Raw genomic sequence first — 20293 nt, 5'->3', positions numbered from 1 at the left:
AAGCATTCAATCCATGAAATTATCATCCTTACTGTTTCCGCTGGCGGCCACTTTTTTGGCAGCCACTGCCGTGCCCGCCGCCGCCCAGCAAAAGCTGGTCCCAGCCCAAAGCGACATCGGTTTTGTTTTCAAGCAAATGGGTGTGCCTGTAGAGGGGCATTTCAAGAAGTTTGATGCGCAAATCAGTTTCGATGCCGCCAAGCCAGCGACCAGCAAGGTCGCGTTCACGGTTGATATTGCCAGCGCCACCCTCGGCGCGCCCGAAACGGATGCCGAGTTGCCCAAAGCGGTCTGGTTCAACACCGCCAAGTTTCCCCAAGCCACTTTTGCCTCATCCAGTTTCAAGGCCCTGGGCGGCGGCAAATATGAAGTGGCCGGCAAGCTCAGCGTCAAAGGTCAGTCCCGCGATGTGGTGGTGCCCCTCACCATGACGCAAACCGGGGCCGTCACCAACGCCACCGGTGCGTTTCCGATCAAGCGCCTCGCCTTCAAGATTGGCGAAAACGAATGGGCCGACACCTCCATGGTGGCGGACGACGTGCAAGTCAAATTCAAGCTGGCCTTGAGTGGCGTGGGCAAGCTTTAAGCGGCTTTGTCCAGGTAATTCCCCCCCCCCGCAACTTCGTTCTCAAACTTTTTCTCAACCCTTACTTCTGGAGTTTTCTGATGCGTTTTTCTCTTTTGTCCATTGCTGCTGCGGCCATGCTGTTGACCGGCGTTACCCAAGTCCAGGCGGCCAATTACGCCATTGACCCCAACCATACTTTCGTGACGTTCGAGATCGGCCATTTCGGCACCTCGACCAACCGTGGCCGCTTTGACAAAAAGGAAGGCAAGGTCGAGTTTGACCGCGCGGGCACCAACGGCAAGGTCGAGATCGTGATCGACACCACCTCCATCAACACCGGCACCGCCGCGTTTGACAAACACCTGCAAAGCGCCGATCTGTTTGACTCAGTCAAGCACCCCACAGCCAAGTTCGTCGCTGACAAACTCAGCTTCAGCGGCGACAAGGTGGCAGATGTGACCGGCACCCTGACCTTGCTGGGCAAGACCCAGCCCGTCACGCTCAAAGCCACCAGCTTCAATTGCTACAACAGTCCCATGCTCAAGCGTGAAGTCTGCGGCGGCGATTTTGAAACCACCATCGATCGCACCCAGTTTGGCATGAACTACGGCATCGACTGGGGCTTCCCCAAGAACGTGCGCCTGCTGGTCCAGGTCGAAGCAGTCAAGCAGTAATTCAACTCAGCAAGGTATTGGGGTTCACATAGGTGTAGCCCAAGGCCAGGGCGACCGCTTCGTACGTGACGTGGCCATTGGCCACGTTCAATCCATGGCGCAAATGCGGATCGTCCTTGAGCGCCTGTTGCCAGCCCTTGTCGGCCAGCGCCACGGCATGCGCAATGGTGGCGTTGTTGAGCGCAAAAGTTGAGGTGCGTGCGACCGCGCCGGGCATGTTGGCCACGCAGTAGTGCACCACGCCGTCCACCACGAAGGTCGGTTCGGTATGCGTGGTGGCGTGCGAGGTCTCAAAGCAGCCGCCCTGGTCAATCGCGACGTCCACCACCACCGCGCCTTTCTTCATGCGCGAGACCATATCGCGTGTCACCAGCTTGGGCGCCGCTGCGCCGGGAATCAGAACCCCCCCGATGACCAACTCGGCGTCAAGCACGGCATCGTCCACGCTTTGGGCGGTCGAATAAACGGTATTGATGCGGTTGCCGAAGACCAGGTCCAGCTGGCGCAGGCGCTCCATATTCTTGTCCAGCACGGTCACCCGTGCGCCCAGGCCCACCGCCATTTGCAGTGCATGGGTGCCGACGACGCCCGCGCCAATGATCACCACATGGCCGGCCGGCACACCGGGCACGCCACCCAGCAACACACCCATGCCGCCCTTGGATTTCTCAAGATGTGCGGCGCCCGCCTGCACCGCCATGCGCCCGGCCACTTCGCTCATGGGCGCCAGCAGCGGCAGTCCACCCCCGGGGCCGGTGATGGTTTCATAGGCAATGCACACGGCGCCCGATTTGATGAGGGCGGCGGTCTGGTCCGGGTCAGGGGCCAGGTGCAGGTAGGTGTACAGAATCTGCCCCGGTCGCAACATGGCGCACTCCTGCGGCTGCGGCTCTTTTACCTTGACGATCATGTCGGCCTGGGCGAACACATGCGCCGCGTCCGCCACCAGCAGGGCACCGGCCGCCTGGTACTGCTCGTCCGTCAGGCCAATCGCGGCGCCGGCGCCGGTTTGCACCAGCACCTGATGGCCGCGCGAACTCAGCTCGCGCACGCTGGCCGGTGTGAGGCCGACACGGTATTCGTGGTTCTTGACTTCCTTGGGTAGTCCGATTCGCATGTTGTTCTCCTGCTTTCCCGTTGTGGAAGACGCGAGTGTGTGACAAGACGCACAACACAGGAATAAGAATCAGACTTTGCAACGCTTCATTCTCGTGGCTAATGATGCGGCGGTTCCTATTTGACGCATTGCATGAGGTTCGAATTCCTGCCTTGCCCGGTGTTCTCGCTGACGACACAGGACATGCCTCCGCAAAGGCAATGAACGACGCTGGTTGACATGCTGGGGATAGCGGTCGGCGCTGAACACTGGCAGGCCGGCGCCGACATGACTCCTTGTGCCTCAGCCTGGCCCCAGCGCAAACCCAGTAGTGCAAAGAGAATTACCGCGGCCGAACCGAGAAGGATGGCAGCAAGCTGCGCGTAGCGTATGGGACGTATGAGCATGAAGACCCCCTTTCTTGCCATGGGTAGGCGGATTGAATGAACCTGGCTATTTTCGAACTTGAACTACTCGCCGCGCACACGGTGATGGGCACGCTTATGGGCACAGACCCAGAATTCGTTCCTGCTGCGAGCACGCTCTCACGGCGCGCGATTTTGCCTGTGTTCGCGCGAGCGACTCTCCGGCGGTGCAGGAGCGGATTTCACGTGCTGCAGGGGCATAGTAGAACCAGCCGCGACCGAGATCCGGCAGGGTAAGGTCAACCTCGCGCCACTTCGGGTGTCCTTTTTCCTGCAAGGTCGAGAAGTTCTGGCACAGTGAACGTGCCATCTGCCGCAGGTGGCCCGCGGTGTCCTTCACCTGGAAGTCATAGGTGACAAGGAAGGCCTTGACCGCCAACCCGGGGAGATCCTCGGTGAGCAGGTTGGGATAACTGCTGGCCCGCACAGTCGCTTGAAAATAGGTCTTGAGCGCCGTTTTGCTCGATGGATGGTTGGGATCAAACTTGAGCAGTTTGATCAATTGGCGCGACTCGGGCTTCATGTCAACGAGCAGCTTGGTGGGCTGGCCGCCGACGACTGCCACCACGTCGAGGGTCTTGTCCGTGACCAGCTTGGCCAGCGCCTCTTCATTGGAAAGGTAGCTGGTGTTGGCCTCCGCCATGGGTTGGCCAAACATCAGGCGGTACAGCGTCGCCGAGGTCAGCGCAGTGCCGCTGCCCAACTCGCCAGCATTCATCTTCGCATTCTGGATCTCGTGGACGAAGTTCCGGTCCGAGTCAGCCCGCACGATGAAGTAGATCTCCTCGTTATAAAGCGGCATGATCACACGCAGCGGTCGGATCATGGCGCCGGCCGTTGTGTTGCCGCCGGCTGCCATGTCAAGAAAAGACTGGTAGACGTCGGACTGCACCAAAGCCAGTTTCACGCCCGGCTCATAGCGTAGCCGCCGAACGTTTTCTGCCGACCCGGCCGAAGGCACCGCATCGAGCTTGATGTCCGCCGAAGGCGCCACGAACTCGGCGATATCACGCCCGATTTTGATGTAGGTTCCCCGCTCGGAGGCGGTCACGATCTTGTAATCCACCACCTCGGCGACGGCCGGCGTGCCGTGGCACAGAATTCCTGCCAGCAGCAGCGTGCCTAAGACAACTTTTTTCATGCTATTTCCCCTCGGTTTTGCTAGTCGGATTGCAGAACCCGAGCGCCGCGACTGCGTCCGGGCATTCTCTGAACACTGGTGGATCCTGCCGGGGCATGACCTCAGCCTCAGTCACCGGCAGTGGCCGCGTGGTTCTTGCGACGCCTGCCCCTGGAGGGGCGAGCGACAGCGTTTTGTCGAGGCTTGACGTGCCGGCCACAATTTTTGGCGGCGGGTCCACAGGAACCGATGCGCCCGCAACCGGCGTTGCCACGGCCGGGGCTGTGGCAACGCCGGAAATCGCGGTGTCGGACATATTGGGGGCAAACGGTATGACACCCTGCGTCTTCGTGAACTCGGCAGACTGCTCGGAGTAGTATTCGCCCGACATCACAATCGCCAAGAGCAATATCGCCACTGCGGCGATGCGCACCGCGCGGCGTGAGCCGATCGCCGTCGCCCAGTGTCTGAACGAAACCGTGTCATTTACCGGCGGCGCCACGGACTCGGGGAATGGCGTTGGCTCCCTGGCGATGCTGACTTCGTTCCTGGGTGGCGCTGCGGGCTGGTGGTCCAGAACCGGTGGCTCAGGCTCTAGTTCGGGCGCCAGTCCGGAGGCTCCTGGCAGGGTAAATCCGGCGCCGCATTTGTAGCAAGTTTTGGCAGTTCGTTTGTTGGTCGCGCCACATCGGTCGCAGGGCTGCAGGTGCAACTGCGAGCCACAGTCATTGCAGAACCTGGCACCCGCCGGATTGAGATGGTTGCAGAACAGGCACTGGACAGGGGGGAACGACGACTTCTCAAGCATGTGACCTTCGTGCGACCGAAAAAGCAACAACTGCGGTCTCCCGTTTTTTGATCTTGCCCGCATAACAACGTACTCCCTACCCGCCCATTTAATGCAGAGATGGCGGATTGAGAATTGAGAAAAGTCAAAGAAAAGCAAGCCGCCCATCGCCAAAAACAAACACCCGCTGACTCTGCCGAGCCAGCGGGTGTTGCGGGTGAAAAAAGTCAGATTCAGCGGTTGCTTGGGAAGCTGAACAGCGTGCCGTCCCGCACACCAGCCGAGGGCCAGCGCTGCGTGATGGTCTTGCGTTTGGTGTAGAAGCGCACGGCATCCGGGCCGTAAGCGTGCAGATCGCCAAACATCGAGCGTTTCCAGCCGCCAAACGAGTGGTAAGCCACTGGCACCGGCAAGGGCACGTTCACACCCACCATGCCGACCAGAATGTTGTCGCTGAAGTAGCGTGCCGCCTCGCCGTCGCGGGTGAAGATGCAGGTGCCGTTGCCGTATTCGTGGGCGTCGATCAGGTCCATCGCTTCCTGCAGGCTATTCACGCGCATCACACCCAGCACCGGCCCGAAAATCTCTTCCTGGTAAATCACCATGCCGGGTTTGACGTGGTCAAACAGGCAGGCGCCCAAAAAGTAACCTTCTTCATGGCCGGGCACCCGGATGCCACGGCCATCGACCACCAGCGTCGCGCCCTCGGCCACGCCCTGGTCGACAAAACCCTTGACCTTCTCAAAGTGGGCCTGGGTAACCAGCGGGCCCATGTCATTGGCGGCATCGGTGCCGGGTCCCACCTTCATCTTGGCGATCTCGATTTTCAGGCCGGCCACCACGGCATCGGCCGTGGCATCACCGATCGCCACCACCAGCGGGATCGCCATGCAGCGCTCGCCGCAGGATCCGTAGGCCGCGCCCATCAAGGCGCTCACGGCGTTGGCGATGTCGGCGTCGGGCATCACCACGGCGTGGTTCTTGGCGCCACCCAGGGCCTGCACGCGTTTGCCATTGGCGCAACCCGTGGCGTAGATGTATTCGGCAATCGGCGTGGAGCCGACAAAGCTGATGGCGGTCACGCGCTTGTCGGCCAGCAGCGTGTCCACGGCTTCCTTGTCGCCGTTCACCACATTGAGCACGCCCGGTGGCAAGCCGGCTTGCAGCGCCAGTTGCGCCACCAGCAAGGCGCTGCTGGGGTCGCGCTCGGATGGTTTCAGCACAAAGGTGTTGCCACAGGCGATGGCCATGGGCCACATCCACAGCGGCACCATGACGGGGAAGTTGAACGGCGTGATGCCGGCGGTCACGCCCAGCGCCTGAAACTCGCTCCACGAGTCGACCCCGGTGCCGACGTTCTTGCTGTGCTCGCCTTTGAGCAGCTCCGGGGCGTAGCTGGCGTATTCGACGTTTTCGATGCCGCGCTGCAACTCGCCCATGGCGTCGCCCAGCACCTTGCCGTGTTCGGCGGTGAGCAGGGCGCAGATTTGTTCGGCGTTTTCTTCCAGCAAGACTTTCAGCTTGCTCATGACGCGCGCGCGCTTGAGCGGCGGCGTGGCACGCCAGGCCGGGTAGGCGGCGTGGGCGCTGGCGATGGCCTGCTCGACCGTGGCTTTGTCGGCCAGCAGCAGGCGCTTTTCGGGCTTGCCGGTGGCGGGGTTGAAAACGTGCTGCGAGCGGCTGCCGCCATCGACCAGTTGGCCGTCGATCAGGTGTTGAATCAGGGGAAGTGTTTGCATGGTAAATGGGCTTTAAGCGGTGTGGCTGATGGTTTCGCCCAGCGCATTGATCAGACTGTCAATCTGGGCCGGGGTCGAGATGAATGGTGGCGCGAGCTGGATGGTGTCGCCACCGTAGCGCACGTAAAACCCCTTGTTGAGCATGGCCATGGCGATGTCATAGGGACGACGGGCCGGTTCACCCGGCAAGGCGTCGATGGTGATACCGGCGGCGAGGCCGTAGTTGCGGATGTCGGTGACGTGTTTGCTGCCCTTGAGGCTGTGCACGGCATTTTCAAAATACGGCGCCATTTCTTTGACCCGGTCCACCATGTTTTCTTTTTCCAGCAGGTCCAGCGTCGCCAGGCCGACAGCGCAGGCCACTGGGTGGGCCGAGTAGGTGTAGCCGTGCGCGAATTCGAGCATGTAGTCCGGTCCGCCTTGCGCCATGAAGGTGTCGTAAATGTCTTTTTTGGCCAGCACGGCGCCCAGGGGCTGCGAGCCGTTGGTTATCTGCTTGGCCACGTTCATGATGTCGGGTGTGACGCCAAAAGCCTCGGCGCCGGTCCAGGCGCCACAGCGGCCAAAGCCGGTGATCACTTCGTCAAAAATCAGCAAGATGTTGTTGGCGGTGCAGATCTCGCGCAGGCGCTGCAGGTAGCCCTTGGGGGGAATCACGACGCCGGCCGAGCCGGAGAAGGGCTCCACAATCACGGCCGCAATATTGCTGGCATCGTGCAGCGTGATAAGCCTGAGCAGGTCGTCCGCCAGTTCGGCCCCCTTGTCCGGCATGCCGCGCGAAAATGCATTGCTGGCCAACTGGGTGTGGGCGATGTGATCGGCCTCGATGCCCTGGCCAAACATCTTGCGGTTGGCGGCGATGCCGCCGACCGAGATGCCGCCAAAGTTGACGCCGTGGTAGCCTTTTTCGCGCCCGATCAGGCGCGTCTTGCTGGCCAGACCCTTGGCGCGCCAGTAAGCGCGTGCCATCTTGAGCGAGGTGTCGGCCGACTCGGAGCCGGAGCCGGTGAAAAACACATAGTCCAGCCCGGCCGGGGTCAGTTCCTTCAGCTTGTTGGCCAGCTCGAAGGACAGTGGATGGCCAAACTGGAAGGCCGGGGAGTAGTCCAGCGTCGCCATCTGGCGGGTGACCGCTTCGGTAATTTCCGTGCGGCCATGGCCCAGGCCACTGCACCACAGGCCCGACAGGCCGTCAAAAATCTGCTGGCCATGGTTGTCGGTGTAGTAGCAGCCTTTGGCACTCACCATCATGCGCGGGTTGGCCTTGAAATTCCGGTTGCCGGTGTAGGGCATCCAGTGCGCATCAAGCCAGGCAGCGTCCGTGCGGGGCGTGGTCAGGGCTTGGGCATCGTTCATGTTCATGGGGTGTCCTGAATGGAGGGAGGGATTGGCGATTTTGATCGGCTCTGTTACTCTTATAAATGTATATGTATCACTATTAAGTTAACAATTTATGCAAGTAAATAGCCGCGCTGCCTTGGGTCAGTTGAGCGATATGGACATCCGCCTGCTGCGGGTGTTCAAAAGCGTGGTCGAGTGCGGCGGCATGGCGGCGGCCGAGCTGGAGCTCAACATCGGCACCTCTACGGTGAGCCGTCACATCAAGGACCTGGAAACCCGGCTCGGCCTGACCTTGTGCCGCCGCGGCCGGGCCGGTTTTGCCCTGACCACCGAGGGCCAGCAAATCTACAGCGAGACCCTGCGCCTGCTGGCCGGGGCGGATGCGTTTCGCAATAGCGTGGACGAAATTCACCGGCGCATGGGTGGGCAGCTCAATATTGCGGTGTTTGACAAGACCGCCAGCAACCCCCAAGCCCACATTGGTGAAGCCATCGCCCTGTTTTCGGAGCTGGCGCCCGAAGTGAGCCTGCACTTGTTTGTTGCGCCCCTCAATGCCATTGAACGCGGCGTGATCGACGGGCAATTTCAGGTCGGGGTGATTCCGGGCCATCGCAGCTCGGAGACTTTGGCCTACGACGCCTTGTTCACCGAGACCATGTTCCTGTACTGCGGCGCGCAGCATGGCCTGTTCCAGGCCGAGCCGCCTGAGATGACGTGGGACGATGTGCGCACCCATGCCTTCGCCGGCCTGGGCTACCACTCGCCCAATATGGAAATCAGCCAGCAGGTGCGCCTGACGCGCAAGGCCACCGGTTATGACCAGGAATCCATTGCCACGCTGATCCTGTCGGGCAAGTACCTGGGGTTTTTGCCCGATCATTACGCCGAAGGTTTCGTGCGCACCGGTCAGATGCGTGCCGTCAAACCGGCGCTGTTTCGCTATACCTGCAGTTTTCTCAGTATCGTGCGGCGTTCGCCGCAGCCGTCCCGGGTGACGCGCGCGTTCCAGGACTGTTTGCTGCAAGCGCATGGCGTGACCGGTCGATCCGTGATTTTATAAGCTAATTTGGCCTGTAGCCCACGTAGAATAAGCGTAAGTAGCTATTATAATAATAGCTACCAGCTGTACGTCAGCGTCATCTGCAGGCCGCTTCCGGTGGCACCTGTGCCGCCCTGGCCGATGGAATAGTCGGTGGTGCGCGAATACTCCAGCTGCACCTTGAGTCCTTCCTGCAGCCATTCGCCGGCGGTCAGCGTCCAGCGCGAGCGCGGCAGGAAGCCCACGCGCGTGAGCTCCCCGTTCAACAGCTGCGCTGCACCGGCGAGGTCGCGGCTTTGGGAGTAGCCGAGGGCCACATAGGTGCCCTGGGCGCCAATGGTCTCGACCCACGGGTTCCAGTCGAACTGATAAGCCAGGGCCAGCTGCCAGGCGCTCGGCTTGATGCTGATCGGCGTGCCCGCGCCATCCTGGAACACGGCGCGACCGGTGGCGCCGGTCCATTCGCCCACCAGCTGCACCGGGCCGAGTGACATTTTGACCGTCGACGCCAAGCCGCGCACGGCCCCGAACTGGTCCAGGAATGGACGGTATTCCGAGGCGAGGAAGCGGCTGTCGAAGACCGATGAGATGTAGTCGACGCTGAGGTCGAACGACCAGGGGCAGAAATCGGTGCGGCGAAGGTCGCTGTAGGGCTTGCCGCAATGTCCGCCGGTCCGGTAGCCGATCCGGCCGTTGACGTTGTGGCTGAAGCCGCGCGGTGTGCCCACGTTGTGGCCTTCGTAGAACAACAAGCCACCGTAGAAGGGCGGCGCCTCGGGCGGGAAGCTCACCGGCGTGGGCGGCGGCAGGCGTTCGGGCGGTGGCGCGTAGCCGAGTTGCCGGCCGAGAGTGCCTACCAGCGGCGCCAGCAGCAGCGGCCGCACCGTCGGCACGATCACCGGCGGTGGCGTGCGGGAGAGGGCCGGCGTCGGCCAGCCGAAGCCGATGCCGATGGCGTCCCGTCGCGTCTCGAAGGCGTCAGTCGTGAGCGGGTTCTCGATGGAGAGCACGTCCGCCCGATGCACGCCGGTCGAGCTGCCATAGCCCAGATTCATCCGACCCGCCTTCAGGTAGAGCGGGAAGCGCTGCACATCGCCGATCGTGATCGACGCGGTGTCCACGGTGAATCGGTCCACTGCGGAATCGAAGCCCCGGGTGTCCTGGAACAGCACGTCGCTGCCGTCAACATAGCCGACCACCAGATTGGCCGTGGTCCACGGGTTGACCTGAATGTCCAGGTCCAGCTCGGCGGTGTTGAGCCGCAGCGCACTGGTCGTCGTCCCCGAAAAATCCCGGACCCGGCCCGCGAGCATCTCGACGGCGCCGCTAAGAGACACGGCCGAATTAATTTTGGACCCCAGCGTTGAGACGGAATTGCGGATGATGGTGCGCGTCGCATCGGCCTGGGCGCCTTTGGTGATTTCCAGTTCCTTCACTCGCTGCGCGAGCGCCTGGTTCTGCGCCCGCAGTTCCTCGATGGCGCGCATCAACTCGGCCACATCGGCGTCGCTGGCCGCGGCGCCGCGGCAGGGCGCGCCGACCGCCAGCAACAACAGGGCAGACGCGATGCTGCGGGCGAGGGCGGAGTCAGGGTTCATGGGGGCCTTTGAATCAGGAGTTATGGAAGGCTTCTGCCGGTTCGAGCCGCGCGGCCCGTGACGCCGGGTAGAGCCCCGACAGCAAACCGATCACGCCACCGACCACGGGCGCCAGCAAGGGTGCCGCCGGGTCCAGCACCGGGCTCCAGACTTGGTAGGCCGAGACGCCAATCACGACCAGCACACCGAGACTGGCACCGAGGATGCCACCGACCACGCCCATCGACGCGCTCTCGAACAGGAATTGCAGGGCGATATGCCGACGCGTCGCGCCCATCGCCCGGCGCAGGCCGATCTCGCCGGTGCGTTCCATCACCCCGACCAGCGTGATGTTCGCAATGCCGAGCGCACCCACGATCAGCGACAGGCCGCCGAGGATCAGGAACATGAGGTTGAGGTCACTCTGCACCTCATCGCGCACGCGCTTGGGTTCCTGCGGTACCTGCACTTTCAGCAAACGCGGGTCGTCGGGCCGCAGCGCCAGGCGGGCCTGATCGGCGATCAGGTAGGCGGCGCCGATTTGGGTCTCGACGACCACGGTACCCGGTCCGGTCAGGCCGAAGTAGCGGCGCGCCGTGCCCTCGGGAATGAGGACGGAGCCCAGCAGCTCCGGCTTTCTACCGACGTCGCGCAGGACCCCGATCACCATGTAAGGCTGGTCACCGATGGCGATCGCCGGCAGCCGCTCCAAGGCGTTAATCCCCAGCCGCGTCGCCGCATCCGGCCCCAGCACGGCGACCCGGTCGGCGCGGCCGGAATGGCCGGCGTCGGGAAAGCGCCCGCTCGCCAGATCGGCTCGCACGGCACGGAACAAGTCGGGCGAGGCAGCGCGCACCGCCAGCTTGAGGGCACTTTGGTTCAGGGGATCGCGCACGGGCGAGGCGCTCACCAGGGCATCGCCGATGTCGACATCGCTGAGCAAACCCACCGCCGCCACCCCGTTGAGGCGCTGCAGCCGTGCCGGCGCGTCCCAGGGAATGGCGCGCGGATCGACCATGCCCGTGGCCGTGCCCGGGCGCGCGGTCACGAACAGCTCGGTGGCCGCCAGCTGGTCGAACTGGCTGATGATGCGGTTGCCGGCGGTGCGCGTCAGACCAACCGTTGCCACCAGCGCCGACATGCCGATCACCACGCCCAGCACCGTCAGCAGCATGCGCCCGGGCCGGGCGAACATGCCGGCCAGCGCTTCGTTCAGCAGGTCGTGTGTGCTGATGCCCGAGCGTGGCACGGTCGCGACGGCGGGCGGGGATGCAAGCTGGGCCGGCGCATGGTGGTTCGTGGCAACGCTGGCATCGGTCTCGGTCATCACGCCATCCACGATGTGTACCCGCCGGCGTGCCCGGCGCGCCACGTTTTCGTCATGCGTGACGATTACCAGGGTCAGCCCCTCGGCGTTGAGTTTCTCGAAAAAATCGAGGATGGTCGCCGAATTTTTCGAGTCCAGGTTGCCGGTGGGCTCGTCACACAGCAGCAGGCTGGGTGAGCCCACCAGGGCGCGCGCGATGGCAACGCGCTGGCGCTCGCCGCCCGACAGCTTGATGGGAAGAAAGTCGGCCCGGTGCGCGAGCCCAACCCGTTCGATCGCCGCCATCGCCCGCTCGCGCCGGCCGCGCTGGGGCAGGCGACGGTAGACCTCGGCCAGCATGACGTTTTCCAGCACGCTGCGGTACGGCAGCAGATGAAAGGACTGGAACACAAAGCCGATGCGCTGACTGCGCACGCCGGCCCGTTCATCGTCGCTCAGGCTGGTCGTATCGATGCCATCGATGAAGTAGCGCCCGCGGGTCGGGCGGTCGAGACAGCCGATGATGTTGAGCAGGGTCGACTTGCCGGCGCCCGATGGGCCGGTGATGCTCAGCCAGTCGCCGCGCTCCAGCGACAGATTGATATCGGTCAGGGCATGCACCGCCGGATCGGTGCCATATTGCCGGCTGATGCCACACAGTTCAAGCACCTTGGCCGGTGCGTCGAGCCCAACCGGGATCATTTCTCGTCCCGGCCCTTGGGCTGGTTGTAGCCGACCACCACCAGTTGCCCCGGCTCCAGCTTGCCGCTACGCGGGGTCACTTCGACGAAGCCGTCGGCGGCCAGCCCGGGCACGACCACCACATAGGCCAGCCCGCCATTGTCTTGCACCTGGACCCGTGAGCTGCCATCGGCCGCCAGCGACAGGGCACTGACGGGAACGGCTGTGACCGCGCCATTCGTCGACTTGATGGGAATGGTCAGTCGTACGGAAAAGCCTTCGAGCGGCGTGGCGGTCGGCTCCACCCGCACTTCGAAGTAAATGTGAAAGCCATCCGCGCCGCGCGTGCCTGGCGTGCTGGCCACCTGCTGAACCACGCCCGTGGCGCTAACCGCCAGGGCCGGCTCGTCGATGGTGACCTTCATGCCCGGCTTCACCAGCGGCGCGGCTTCCAGCGGCAAGGTCGAGTCGATTGACAATTGGTTGTCGGTGACCGACAGGACTGGCCCGCTGGCGGCGGCGCCGACCGTCGCCTTGATTTCTTCAACCCGGACCGGCAGGGAGCGAACAAACACCAATTCGTCGACCGGCACTTGCACGCCGAGCTTCTTGCGCGCGAATGCCAGCTCCTCGGCCAGCTGGTGCGCCCGCTGGTTGGCGAGGCGGGCGTCCAGCCCGGCCAGCGCCTGGGCGTCCAGCGCCGCCCGCACCGCGCGCTCGCCTTCGAGGCGGGCGGCCTTCTCGGCCATGCGCGCCGAGTTCACGGCAGCCTGACCGAGCTCGACCTTGCGACCCACCTGCGCCGCGGCCCGCTCTGCAGCCAGCACCGCCGCCTGGCCTTCAAGACGCGTCTTGTGGGCCGTCGTGCGGGCCAGTTCCACCTTGGCCCGAGCCGCCAGGCGCGTCGTCTCCGGTTGGCGCGGATCCAGGCTGATCAAGGCCTCGTCGGCGATTTGCGCGGCCAGGTCGGTCTCGGCGGCGGTGTTGGCGTGTTCGGCTTTGGTGCGCTCGTATTGCAGCGCCAGCACGGGATCGGTCTCGCGGCCGGCTTCAAGCCCGCGCAAATCGTCCAGCCGGACGGCGAGCTCGGCCGCGGCCGTGCGGGCGTTGTGCTCGGCCGTGGCACGCGCCGCTTCGACCGCTGGCGCTGCGGCGGCCGCCGCCGCCGTGGCGGACATGGCGGACTTGGCGGCATCACCCGATTCGCGTTCAAGTGTGTGGATGGCGGCCAGTTGCTCGCGCGTCGGTCCGAACGGCTCCCAGCCCTTGGCCTTGTACCACTGGGCCACGGCCGCCGCGGTCTGCTGGTCGTAGACGCCGTCGACCGGACCGGGATTGAGGCGCAGCCGAGTCAGCGCCTGCTCCAGCTGGCGCACATCATCGCCACTGAGGCCGGGCACAAGGTCACGGTAGGCTGGCAGATCGCCCTGGAGCACGAACACCGGGCGCCCAGACGCGGTGAGCAGCACGCCGCCCTCCTGCACCTGGGTGTTGCGCACCGGCAGGATGGTGATCAGGCCCGCGGCCGCTTTCAGCGTCGAGGGCGCGATCGACACCGGCTGCGGCAAGCCGAAGCGGGCCGTGCCACGCGTGACGATGCTGGCGCCGAGCACGCGCTTCTCGACCGGCACGAAGATGGGCGAGGGCGTGGGCGGTGCGGTTCTGGCCGCAACTTCCGCCGGCGACTCAATGCGGGAACCTGCAACCCAGGCCAGTCCCGCGGCCACAGCCACCCCCGCCAGCACGGTAGACAGAAGTCTGATGCGTCGGGAGGCCATGCGTCACCCGCCCGTGCGGCTCATGGCTTGCCCGTCTTGTTGCCAGCGCGCGTGAACATTTCCTTCGCGATTTGTTCCTCGACCGGTTCGATCAGCGCCTCCATCATGTCGAGGTTCTTCTTCGCGACCCGGCGTTCATAGTCCTGCAAGGCCTTCAGCGCCGTGCGCTGTTCGGCCGACAAATTGTCGGCCGGGATTGACTGACCTTGCGTCAGCGCGTCAAGCCGTTTGCGCACATCGGCTTCGACCTGGTCTGGATGCGTGTAGTCAAAGCCCAGTTTGCGCATGCCATCTGCATATTTGCGCAGCGCCGCCTTCATGCGCGGGTCCCTGTTGATCTGCTCATCTTTCGGGTTGTAGTAACTCGCCGCCAGCTGCTCGGGGGTAAAGACCTGCTCCACCGCCTTGCGCGTGCAGCCGCCGGCGCGGGCGAAGTTCTCGCGCTCCAGACTGGTCGCAAAGGTGGCGTCCGGGTTCTGGCCGAACAGGGCGCGGCTGTAGGCCACCTGGTCGGCCGCGGACAGTCCTTTGTAGAGGGCCACGTTGCGTTCGCCCAGACCTACCTTGGCGGGGCTGTAGCCGGTTTCCAGCTGCGGTGGCCGTCCGGTATACAAGGTCGATACACCAAAGCCGTACTTCTCGGTGAATTCCGCTTCGCTGAGGCCGGGCAGGTTCTTGTCCGCACTCATGCCTCGGCGCACGGTGTCGTAGTCGACCGCGAGGTATTCAAAACCCTGCGCCCGCATGCACTGGGCAATCAGGCCTTCCACCTTCTCGACCGATGTAACAAGTTCTTTGTGGCTCATGCCGAACTCCTCGGTGCCGGCATCCTTGCGTACTTCAGCGCTGCTGGCACTTCCCGCGAGCAACAGCCAGACCGCAACACTTGCAGCCGCTGGACGCAGAATTTTCATGGTCTCACTCCTGCGGTCAGGGAACAAATTCATGGAGTCTTCGCCAGCGGGACGTGCTCAATCGGCGACGGGGGATACATGGAGCCGCGTTTCTCCAGCTCCAGTGCCAACGCACGGGTCTTCGCGAGTTCGTCGGGGCTTAGCTGGTGTACCTTGACCAGATTCAGCACCTCGGCCGAATCCCCTTTTTTGCCCCTGTGACCCACCGCCACGTTGCCGACGCCGCGCGCGTAGTACTTGAGCTGGAATACGCCGGGATTGCTGGCATCAAATTCATCCATGATTAGCACATCCTCGTAGCTTCCGGCCGGGACTTTGATCTTCTGGCCCATCTTGTGGACGCGCCCGCGGTCGGTCCAGTTATAAGGCGCGGGTGCATAGCCCTGGGAAAAGCTCGGCGTGCCAGGCTGCGGATTCGCCGGCATCACGATGCCGGCTTTGGCGCCGTCCGGGTTGCCGAAATGCCAGATCTGGCCGCCAACGAAGCCGCCTTCCTCATGCACTTCGACATATTGCCCCAGATGCCAGACATTACCCCCCTTGTCTTGAGCAAAGAAGGTCAACTCCTTCTCGACCAATACACCGTTGCTGTAATCAGCGTCGAAAATCACGCGGCTGCGGACGCCCCCGATCTTCTTGACAAGGTCTGTGACGCTGAACACCAGGCGATGCGGGATGCGCTTGCCCTCCTCCTCGGTATAGCCCTCGAAAACCCACTGCATGCCGGGTTTTAGCGGCAGCCATGGGTTGTCAATATTCTCCGAACGGTCGAATTCCTTCAGGTCAAGCTCTTCAAATTTCTTGGCCCCCTGCTCGATGGGGGTGTCAGCCGCCGGATCGGCCTTCGCTTTCTTGCCCGCCGCCACGGCGGCGGCGCCCAACAGACCCAGTCCAACACTGGCGACAAGCAGCGCCCTCAATAATTTCGCGATCGGCGCCAGGCCCATGCCGAACCGGTTGTATCTTGTTCTCATGGCTGATGTCCTTTTTGCAGGTTAAAAATGAGTCGATAGGGCGCTGCCTGGGCGCTCAGTCCGTACCGACGACCGCGCCCGACTGCATATCGATGAAGACATCCTTTTCTCCCTGGCTCTCGGTCATGACCTCAACGACGTAGACGGTCTTGCCGCGCTTTTTCTCGATAGCCACGTCAGTCACCTTGCCGGGCATTTTCTTGAGAGCAATCGCCTTGGCTTGTTCCTCGCTGATTTTGACGGCCTGCTGCGGCTTGTTCTCGGCGCTGGCCACGCTGGCCAATGCCAATGCCGTGCAGCTGAGGATCAGCGCGCTGCGAGTCCGGCGACTTATCCCTTGCAGTATGTGAGCTCGTTTCATGAGGGCTTCCTTGCACAGACGTCAAAGTCATTTCTTGCCGGTGACGAACCCGGTCTCGATGAACGAGGAGTTGCCGTCCCGGGCCACGGTGCCGACAGCCAGTTTGTATTCAGTGTCCGGCCGCAAGAAACCGTTCGGCACATTGAACGTCGTGGTGTTGGCCGGCAGGTTGACCTTGATTTCTCGACCCGAGGCCTCTTGCTCGATGACCACGATATACGCCGCCAGCCCCTTGACAGGGCGCCAGTTGACCTTCAGCCCTTGGTGCGGCACGTTTGTCGCGTCGGGCCGCGGGTGTACGAAAGCCGTTGGGTCAGGGAACACATGGCTCAGCATCGCTGTGCCTTCGAGCCGTTCGCCACTCGCGCTACGGCCTGAGAAGGTGTAAGCGCCGGCAGGGAAGTCAGCCTGCACACGGCCATCGTTCTTGGGTTCGGGGGATTCGAGCAGCACGGTTCGCATGCCGAGCCGGGAGTCGGGCGCCTTGAAGTCGATGACGGTGCGGCCGTCAGGTGCCTTGACTTGCAGGCTGGTGAGACCCCCTTTACCACCGGTGGCCTCGATTTTGAATTCAGCATCCTTGTCCTGAACGTTTTGTTCCAGGAAGACCTTGATCCGCTCGAACGGTTCGTCCGCGTAGGCGATGCCGTGGCACACACCCAGAACCAGGGCCGCTGCGATGAACTGTCGTCCCATGCTGATCTCCTTGATGACACGGCTGCGAGGTGACGGCGCGGCGTGTTTGGGGCGGTGCGAGTTCATACAGCGGCGGCCTTGAGTGTTGCCGTACGCATTGAGTCCTGCGCGGTCCCGGCGCCAAAACGCAGGTACAGGGCGGGCACGATGAAGAGGTTCAGCAAGGTCGAGGTGACGAGACCGCCAAGGATGACCACCGCCATCGGATACTCGATTTCCTGCCCCGGCAGATTGCCAAAGATGACCAGCGGCAGCACGGCCAGCCCGGCGGCACCCGCCGTCATCAGGATCGGCGAAAGCCGCTCGCGCGCGCCGCGCAACACCAGCGACAGGCCGAAGGGCTCGTCTTCATGCAGCTCCAGGTGCTGGTAGTGGCACATCATCATGATGCCGTTGCGGGCGGCGATGCCCAGTACGGTGAGAAAGCCCACCAGTGAGCCCAGTGAAATGACGCCGCCGGCGATATAGGCGGCAACCACCCCGCCGACCAGCGCAAAGGGCAATGTCAGAAAGGTAATCATGGCCAGCTTCCAGCTGCGAAAGGTCAGTTGTAGCAGCAGCAGGATCGCAACCAGCGCGAACCCGGTGTAAAACAAAATGCGCTCACGGGCGGCCTTCAACTCAACGTACTCGCCCTGCAACACGGCCCGGTAGCCGATCGGGAAGTCAATTTTCTGCAGCCGGCTCTGCACGTCCTGGGCCACCGATTCGAGGTCCCGTCCCTTCACATTGGCATCGACATCCATGCGGCGCGAAGCGTTCTCGCGCTTGATCACATTCGGACTCGGCACCACCGCGATATCGGCCACATCGCCCAGGCGTACCCGTTCGCCCGTGGGCGTGTCGATCAGCATGCGCTGCAGCGAGGTCAGGCTGTGGCGCCATTCGCGCGAGGTCCACACTTGCACGTCGTAGGTGCGGCCACTGTTGAAAATATCGCCAACCTCCTCGCCCGCGACCAGGACGGCCGACGCGCGCCTGACGTCACCCGGTTTCAGACCATAGCGCTGCGCCGCATCGAGCTTCAGTTTGACTTGAATCTCCGGTACCTCCACGATCAGTTCCTTGTGCAGGTGATCAAGGCCCTCGACGTCTGCCATAGCGAGTCGTACTTCCTCCGCTTTCTCGCGCAACACGTCCATGTCTGAACCGAAGATGCGCACCACAATGGCTTCGCCTGAACCCGTCAACACCTCGCGGATACGCTCCTTCAGGTAGGTCTGCAGGTCGCGGTAAAGGCCTGGGTAGCCTTTGACCAGCTCATCGATCGCCGCAATCGTCTTGTCGTAATCGACGTCGGGCGAAATGCTGATCCAGTTCTCGCCGAAGTTGACGCCCACCACTTCGTCGGCCGCGAAAGCCTGGCCGATATGGGCGCCGAAATTGCGCACGCCGGGGATGGCCCGCAGTTCCTTGCTGGCCTGGGTGGTGATGCGCACCATCTCGGGATGGGATGTGTCGGGGCTGGTCACCCAATGCATCAGGAAGTCGCGTTCCTTGAACGACGGCAGCAGTGAATGGCCCAGCAGTGGCCACATCACCGCGCCACCAAGTGTGACCAGCACAACCACCACCGTGGGGGTCAGGCGCGGGCCCTGAACGATTTTGCTCAACAGCACGGAATAGCGTTGTGCAAGCCAGGTCACCAGCGGCGAGCCTCGACCTTGCAGCGGGGCGTTGCGCAGCAAGATCAGGCCCAGTGCGGGCGTCACCGTAACGGCTACGACCATGGATGACAGGATGGCCAACACATAGGCCAGTACCAGCGGTTTGAAGAAGGCACCCGACAAGCCTTCCATGAAAAGAACCGGCATCACGGCCATCACAACAATCAGAGTCGCATAGACGATCGGCCTGCGCACCTCCAGTGAGGCTTCGAGGATCACCCGTGCGGTGGTGCGATGACTGCCTGCGGCCCGTTCCTGGCGCAGGCGCCGCATGATGTTCTCGATGTCGATGATGGCATCGTCGACAACCGCGCCAATCGCAATCACGAAGCCTGCAAGCACCATCGTGTTCATCGACACGCCGCTGCTGGCGAGCAGCAAGCCGGCCGCGAGCAGGGACAGCGGAATCGCCACGCTGGCAATCAGGGCCGCGCGCCATTCGTAGAGAAAGGCGATCATGACGAAGACGACCAGCACACAACCGATCAGCAGCGCCTGCGACAGGTTATTGATTGAATCTTCAATAAAGGTGGCGGGCCGGAATATCTTGGTGTCGATTTCGACACCGGGCAAGCCGGGTTTCATGGCTTCAAGCGCAGCCTCCACGCCACGGGTTACCTCTAGCGTATTGCCCCAGGGAAACTTCTCGACAATCAGCATGAGCCCTGGCCCATCATTGATGACGGCGTCGCCAATCGCGCCCTGTGGCCCGAACACGATGTGCGCCACCTCGCCCAGCAGCAGTGGCTTGCCGCCTTTCAGGCCGATCGGGACCTGCGCCAGCGTTTCGGGCGTCTGGCTGGCGGAGGTCAGCAGAATTTCCATGCGTTGGTTGGGTGTCTCGATAAAGCCGCCAGTACCAATATGGGCGCCACCCGAGTAACGCAGCAGGCCCACGTCAAGCGTGTCGGACACGGCCTCCTGGACATCGTCAAGCGTCACGTTGTAGGTGGCGAGGCGATCCGGATCGACCTCCACCTGCAGCATCTTCAGCTGCTCGCCCCAGATGGCCACATTGGCCACGCCAGGCACGCCCAGCAGGCGCGCCCGAATCGTCCAGTAGGCCAGCATCGACAGATCCATCACAGAGTGCTTCGGTGACGTGATGCCGATTTTCATCACGCGGCTGGTCGACGACAAGGGCGGCATGATGAACGGGGGCGCGGCCCAGGTTGGCAGGCTCGGGGTCGCCAGGGCGACGCGTTCGGTCACGAGCTGTCGGGTCTTGAGCTCATCGACACCCGGCTTGAAAATGACAACCACGGAGGACAACTGCGGCACTGACTTCGAGCGCAAATCGGCAACGCCCGGAACGCCGGCGAGTGCATTCTCAAGCGGTACGGTGATCAACGACTCCACCTCGGAAGGTGAGAGGCCGAGTGCAATCGTCTGGATCTCGACCTTGGCCGGTGCAAACTCGGGAAACACGTCGATCGGCATTTCCCGCAGGCGCAGAAATCCGAAGTACATGAGGCTCAGGCCGATCGCCATCACGAGGAAGCGAAAGCGCAGGCTGGTTCCGATTACCCATCGCATCATGACTTTCTCCT

16 protein-coding genes are annotated in these 20293 nt (G+C 62.9%); 3 read left to right on the top strand and 13 right to left on the bottom strand.

Features of this window, described 5'->3' with window-relative positions; translation table 11 throughout:
- Positions 1–13 precede the first annotated feature (13 nt).
- Positions 14–586 (top strand): YceI family protein, encoded by a 573-nt coding sequence (locus C5P05_RS23730; RefSeq protein WP_114972329.1) that lies wholly within the window; start codon positions 14–16, stop codon positions 584–586.
- A gap of 80 nt (positions 587–666) precedes the next feature.
- The gene (locus C5P05_RS23725) at positions 667–1242 is read left to right on the top strand and encodes a YceI family protein (protein ID WP_114972328.1); all 576 of its coding nucleotides are present in this window, start codon (positions 667–669) and stop codon (positions 1240–1242) included.
- Between the two features lies 1 nt (position 1243).
- On the opposite strand, the gene ald is transcribed toward C5P05_RS23725, so the two are convergent.
- The 5 genes from ald to C5P05_RS23695 form a co-directional block, all read right to left on the bottom strand.
- The gene (gene ald, locus C5P05_RS23720) at positions 1244–2359 is read right to left on the bottom strand and encodes an alanine dehydrogenase (RefSeq protein WP_114972327.1); all 1116 of its coding nucleotides are present in this window, start codon (positions 2357–2359) and stop codon (positions 1244–1246) included.
- A 480-nt stretch (positions 2360–2839) separates the two neighbouring features.
- The gene (locus C5P05_RS23710; protein WP_114972325.1) at positions 2840–3904 is read right to left on the bottom strand and encodes a TAXI family TRAP transporter solute-binding subunit; all 1065 of its coding nucleotides are present in this window, start codon (positions 3902–3904) and stop codon (positions 2840–2842) included.
- 1 nt (position 3905) lies between these two features.
- Positions 3906–4691 carry a zinc ribbon domain-containing protein gene (locus tag C5P05_RS23705; protein ID WP_157979443.1) on the bottom strand — a complete coding sequence of 262 codons (786 nt, stop codon included), beginning with the start codon at positions 4689–4691 and terminating at the stop codon, positions 3906–3908.
- Between the two features lie 212 nt (positions 4692–4903).
- The gene (locus C5P05_RS23700; protein WP_114972323.1) at positions 4904–6409 is read right to left on the bottom strand and encodes a CoA-acylating methylmalonate-semialdehyde dehydrogenase; all 1506 of its coding nucleotides are present in this window, start codon (positions 6407–6409) and stop codon (positions 4904–4906) included.
- A gap of 12 nt (positions 6410–6421) precedes the next feature.
- Complete coding sequence (locus C5P05_RS23695) at positions 6422–7771, bottom strand: aspartate aminotransferase family protein (RefSeq protein WP_114972322.1); 1350 nt, start codon at positions 7769–7771, stop codon at positions 6422–6424.
- 91 nt (positions 7772–7862) lie between these two features.
- On the opposite strand from C5P05_RS23695, the gene C5P05_RS23690 reads away from it, so the two are divergent.
- Positions 7863–8810 (top strand): LysR family transcriptional regulator, encoded by a 948-nt coding sequence (locus tag C5P05_RS23690; RefSeq protein ID WP_114972321.1) that lies wholly within the window; start codon positions 7863–7865, stop codon positions 8808–8810.
- A gap of 56 nt (positions 8811–8866) precedes the next feature.
- Here the strand turns inward: C5P05_RS23690 and C5P05_RS23685 are convergent, their stop codons facing one another.
- The 8 genes from C5P05_RS23685 to C5P05_RS23650 all read right to left on the bottom strand — a co-directional run bounded on the left by C5P05_RS23685 (position 8867) and on the right by C5P05_RS23650 (position 20282).
- Positions 8867–10387 carry a hypothetical protein gene (locus tag C5P05_RS23685; RefSeq protein ID WP_114972320.1) on the bottom strand — a complete coding sequence of 507 codons (1521 nt, stop codon included), beginning with the start codon at positions 10385–10387 and terminating at the stop codon, positions 8867–8869.
- 13 nt (positions 10388–10400) lie between these two features.
- Positions 10401–12374, bottom strand: a complete 1974-nt coding sequence (locus C5P05_RS23680) for an ATP-binding cassette domain-containing protein (protein WP_114972319.1) — start codon at positions 12372–12374, stop codon at positions 10401–10403.
- Complete coding sequence (locus C5P05_RS23675) at positions 12371–14131, bottom strand: peptidoglycan-binding protein (protein WP_114972318.1); 1761 nt, start codon at positions 14129–14131, stop codon at positions 12371–12373. Before C5P05_RS23675 ends, C5P05_RS23680 begins: the two co-directional genes overlap by 4 nt.
- A gap of 20 nt (positions 14132–14151) precedes the next feature.
- Positions 14152–15045 carry a hypothetical protein gene (locus C5P05_RS23670; RefSeq protein ID WP_114972317.1) on the bottom strand — a complete coding sequence of 298 codons (894 nt, stop codon included), beginning with the start codon at positions 15043–15045 and terminating at the stop codon, positions 14152–14154.
- A gap of 29 nt (positions 15046–15074) precedes the next feature.
- The gene (locus tag C5P05_RS23665) at positions 15075–16019 is read right to left on the bottom strand and encodes a hypothetical protein (protein ID WP_157979442.1); all 945 of its coding nucleotides are present in this window, start codon (positions 16017–16019) and stop codon (positions 15075–15077) included.
- 55 nt (positions 16020–16074) lie between these two features.
- Positions 16075–16380: a PepSY domain-containing protein gene (locus C5P05_RS23660; RefSeq protein ID WP_114972315.1), complete on the bottom strand. Its 306-nt coding sequence runs from the start codon at positions 16378–16380 to the stop codon at positions 16075–16077.
- 27 nt (positions 16381–16407) lie between these two features.
- Positions 16408–17076 (bottom strand): fibronectin type III domain-containing protein, encoded by a 669-nt coding sequence (locus C5P05_RS23655; RefSeq protein ID WP_157979441.1) that lies wholly within the window; start codon positions 17074–17076, stop codon positions 16408–16410.
- 62 nt (positions 17077–17138) lie between these two features.
- Positions 17139–20282, bottom strand: coding sequence for an efflux RND transporter permease subunit (locus C5P05_RS23650; RefSeq protein ID WP_114972313.1), 3144 nt, complete (start codon positions 20280–20282; stop codon positions 17139–17141).
- Positions 20283–20293: the final 11 nt, after the last annotated feature.

Origin of the sequence: Rhodoferax ferrireducens, assembly GCF_003347515.1 — a bacterium.
Lineage (GTDB): Bacteria > Pseudomonadota > Gammaproteobacteria > Burkholderiales > Burkholderiaceae_C > Rhodoferax.
This window is presented reverse-complemented; position numbering and strand designations above follow the sequence as displayed.